At 74.4% G+C, this 4,094-nt stretch carries 4 protein-coding genes; 3 read left to right on the forward strand and 1 reads right to left on the reverse strand.

Annotated features, from left to right (window positions below):
• The 3 genes from ABZ914_RS47850 to ABZ914_RS47860 form a co-directional block, all read left to right on the forward strand.
• On the forward strand, nucleotides 1-386 hold a 386-nt coding region (locus ABZ914_RS47850; protein WP_500201279.1), incomplete at its 5' end, for a nuclear transport factor 2 family protein.
• 18 nt (nucleotides 387-404) lie between these two features.
• Entirely contained in the window at nucleotides 405-1,178 is a 774-nt protein-coding gene (locus tag ABZ914_RS47855; protein ID WP_500201280.1) for an SDR family oxidoreductase, read from the forward strand.
• A 179-nt stretch (nucleotides 1,179-1,357) separates the two neighbouring features.
• Nucleotides 1,358-3,361 (forward strand): ATP-binding SpoIIE family protein phosphatase, encoded by a 2,004-nt coding sequence (locus tag ABZ914_RS47860; RefSeq protein ID WP_500201281.1) that lies wholly within the window; start codon nucleotides 1,358-1,360, stop codon nucleotides 3,359-3,361.
• A gap of 18 nt (nucleotides 3,362-3,379) precedes the next feature.
• On the opposite strand, the gene ABZ914_RS47865 is transcribed toward ABZ914_RS47860, so the two are convergent.
• Nucleotides 3,380-4,094 (reverse strand): VldE C-terminal domain-containing protein (locus ABZ914_RS47865; protein ID WP_500201282.1); only part of this gene is annotated, 715 nt, incomplete at its 5' end.

The raw sequence follows: 4,094 nt of genomic DNA on the forward strand, positions 1-4,094 counted from the left end.
AGCGGTTCCTGGACGCGGCGATCCGTGGCGACCTGGCCGGGCTGGAGGCGGTCCTGGCGGAGGACGTCGTCGCCTGGTCCGACGGCGGCGGCAAGGTCTCCGCGGCCCGCAACGCCGTCACCGGCCGGACCCGGGTGGCGCGCTTCTTCGCCGGCGTCGCCCGCCGCGCGGTGGACATGCCCGGGGCGTCGCTCGAACCGTCGATCGAGGAGATCAACGGCGTCCCGGCCCTGGCCGTCCGGGTGGACGGGGAACTCACCATGATCGCCGTGCTGGAGGCGTCCGGCGACCGGGTCACCGCCGTGCACGCCGTGCTCAATCCGGACAAGCTCGCATTCGCGGCCCGCGCGCTGTCACGCTCTGGGAGACTGCCCGGTCCCTCTTAGTGGACGAAGGAGGAGCCAATGATCATCGTGACCGGGGCGAGCGGGACGCTGGGCGCGCCCCTGACCCGCAGGCTCGCGGCGGCCGACGCCGCCGACGTGCGCGCGCTGAGCCGGCGCTCCAGGACGTCGGAGAACGGCGTGTCCTGGCATCGGGCGGACCTCAAGACCGGCGACGGGCTCGGCGCGGCCCTCGACGGCGCCGACACCATCGTGCACTGCGCCAGCGACTGGCGGCACTACAAGGACGACCTGACCGCCGCCCGGAACCTCGTCGACGCGGCGTGGAAGCAGGGCGCGCCGCACCTAGTCTACATCTCGATCGTCGGCGTCGACAAGATCCCGTACCCGTACTACCGGATCAAGCACGAGGTGGAACGGCTCATCGAGGACTCCGGGCTGCCCTACACCATCCTGCGCACCACCCAGTTCCACACGCTTCCCGCGATGGTGCTGGACGCCCTCACCAAGGTCCCCGGGCTCATGCCGCTGCCGTCCGGGCTGCGGATCCAGCCGGTGGACGCCGACGAGGTCGCCGAGCGGCTGGCCGACCTGGCGCTCGCGCCGGGGCCCGCCCGGCGCGTCGACGACATGGGCGGCCCCGAGGTGCTCGCGCTCGAGGACATGGCCCGCGCCTATCTGCAGGCGCGCGGCAAGCGCGGTCTGCGGCTGCCGTTCCCGCTGTTCGGCAAGACGGCGCGCGGCTTCAAGGAGGGCCACCACCTCGCCCCGGACCGCAAGACCGGAAAGCGGACCTGGCAGGAGTACCTCGACGAGCGGTGGCCGCGCCGCTGACCGGCGCCTCCGGCCGCCGGTCCGGAACCGGAGGACGGCCGCCCCGAGCGGGCCGCTCGCCGTCCGCCCGCGGAGCCCGTTCGCGTTCCGCGGGCGGCGGCCCGCCGGAACGGAATTCCGGACCGGTCTCCCGCGCCGTATCGGCCTCATCCGGCGGCGCCATGTCCCATAATCGAGCGATGGAGTCGTCCACCCGAATTCTCATTCTCGGCACGGATTCCTCGGGGAGAATACTCCAGTCCGAGCGGAACGCCGCCGCCGTTCTCGCCGCGAATCCGGACGGCCTCCTGGGCGCCTCCCTCGACGAGGTGATCCCCGGCGCGCGCGAGCCGCTGCTGGAGGCGGTGAGGCACGGGCGGGAGCGCACCGCGATGCTGGCGGTCGAGACCGCCGACGGCGCCACCCTCGACGCGGTGGTCACCGTCCACCCGATGTACGGCGCCGAGCCGGGCGGCCTCGCCGCGCTGGCGGTGATCCGGGTCCCGGTGCCGCTCGCCGACCGGTTCGTCGACCCCGCCGTCATCCGCCGGGCGCTGCTCGACGACGGGCTTCCCCGCATCGGCTCCACACTCGACCTGGAACTGCTGGCGCGCGGGCTGATGGACGTCCTCGTCCCGCATTTCTGCAATTCCGGCGCGCTGATGCTGCTGGAGAGCCATCTGGACGCCGAGGAGGCGCCCGCGGGCCCGGCCGGGCCGCCGCTGCGCCGGATGGCGATCGCGTTCGACGACGGCGACCCCGCCTGGGACGCGGCGTTCCCGACCGGCGAGTCCGTCGTCTACCCGGCGGGCACCCCGTACGCGCGGTGCCTGGAGGCGGGCGAGCCGGAGCTGACCGCGCTCGGCGGCGAGGGCGCGGCGCGGCTCGCCGAGGTCTGGCAGCGCGCGCCGGTCGCGGACCTGCTCAAGGGCTCGTCGATGCTGCTGCTGCCGATCATGTCGGCGGCGGGGGTGCTCGGCTTCTTCGTGTGCGTCCGCAACGTCGCGCACCGGCCGTTCGACCGCTACGACATCGAGATCGGGATGGAGTTCGCCGCCCGCGCGTCCAGCCACGTGGAGAGCGCCCGGCAGTACTCGCTGGAGCGGGCGACCGCGCTGACCCTGCAGCGCAGCCTGCTGCCGACCGGCCTGTCGGCGCCGTCCCCGATCGAGGTGCACCACCGGTACCTGCCCGGCAGCCGGCTCATCGAGGTCGGCGGCGACTGGTACGAGTCGATCGCGTTGCCGGGCGCGCGGGTCGCGCTCGTCGTCGGCGACGTCGCCGGGCACGGCGTGAAGGCGGCCGTCACGATGGGCCGGCTGCGCACCTCGATCCAGACCCTCGCCGAGCTGGAGCTGCCGCCCGCCGAGGCGCTGGAGCGGCTGGACTCGCTGATGCGGACCCTCGGCGACCGCGAACCGCACTTCGCGACCTGCGCCTACGTGGTGTACGACGCGGTCAGCGGCCGCTGCGAGGTCGCCAGTGCCGGGCACCTGCCGCCGCTGCTGGCGCCGCCCGGCGCCGCGTCGCACTTCCTCGCGGTGCCGCCCGCGCCGCCGCTCGGCGTCGGCGGAGACGGCCCGATCGTCAGCCGCGAGTTCACCGTCGAGGACGGCACGCTGCTGTTCCTGTACACCGACGGGCTCGTGGAGAACCGGGCCCGCGACATCGACGACGGCCTCGCCCGGCTGCAGCGCACCTTCGGCCCCGGCGCGGCGTCCCGGCCGCTCCGGGACCTGTGCCAGGACGCGCTCGACGGCGTCTACGACGACCAGCACCGCGACGACATCGCGATGCTGGTCGCGCGGCTGTGCCGGATCCCCGAGGACCACCACGCCACCTGGGAGCTGCCCGCCGAGCCGGCCGCCGTGCGGCGGGCCCGCGGCCTGGTCCGCGACCGCCTGTCCGGCTGGGGCCTGGACGAGCTGGCCGACTCCACCGTCCTGATGGTGTCCGAGCTGGTCACCAACGCGATCCGGCACGCCGGCGGCCGCGTCGGCCTGCGGCTGGTCCGCGAGGGCGGGCTCGTGTGCGAGGTGTTCGATTCCGCCGACGGCCGCCCCCGCGTCCGGCCCCAGGACGACGAGGGCGACATGCCGGAGTCGGGCCGGGGGCTGCACGTCGTCGGGCGGCTCGCGCACCGCTGGGGCGTCCGCCGCACCGCCGACGGGAAATCCGTGTGGTGCGAGCAGGAACTGCCCTGACCGCCGGTTCCCCGGCCGCTATCGCAGTACCGAGATGTGCACGTGGTCGTAGTGGTTCTGGGTGATTCCGCCCCGGTCCGCCATCGGGCGCCATCCGCCGCCCCGCACATTCCAGATGTGCTGTTTCCAGATGACGTAGGAAATGCCGAGACGCCGCGCGTTCGCGACCGCGTACGCCGCGACCTCGTCGCCGTGCCGCTGCGCCGACGCGCTCGGCATCCGGCCGCCCGTGCTCTCCATGAAGTCGCAGGCGCGGCCGTCGCCGTGGTCCTGCGGGTCGCCGGTGGAGCGGTAGCAGCCGATCGTCGGGAACGGCCCGAACATCCCGTTCACCTCCAGCAGCACGCCGCGCATCGTCGGCGTCATCAGGTTGCCGGTGATCGGGGTGCGGGCGGACGGTGCCCCGTCCGGGCGGCCGGTCATCCGCGGGGCGCTCTTCGGCGTCGTGTTCCCGCCGCGTGACGACGGCGCGTTCAGCTCGGCGATCCGCGTCCCGCGCGGCAGGATCCGCTTCAGCCGCCCGGTCAGCTTGCGGATGTCGGCCTTGGGCGCGCTGAGCAGCAGCGCGTTGGCGTCGGGCATGCCGAGCGCGTGGGCCTGCGCGTGCGAGACGACGGCGTCGACGCTGCCGATGCCGAGCGACGCGTACGCGCCGACCCGCACCCGGCCCGGGTGCGCGCTGCTGCCCGCCGGCACGACCGTGCCGAGCGGGAACGCGCCGTCCTGCCCGAGG

The organism is Spirillospora sp. NPDC046719 (assembly GCF_040645715.1).
GTDB lineage: Bacteria > Actinomycetota > Actinomycetes > Streptosporangiales > Streptosporangiaceae > Spirillospora.

What these genes read in the sequence shown, in the direction of transcription:
- ABZ914_RS47855 (WP_500201280.1), top strand. Translation starts at nt 405, where the DNA reads ATGATCATCGTGACCGGGGCGAGCGGGACGCTGGGCGCGCCCCTGACC.
- ABZ914_RS47860 (WP_500201281.1), top strand. Translation starts at nt 1,358, where the DNA reads ATGGAGTCGTCCACCCGAATTCTCATTCTCGGCACGGATTCCTCGGGG.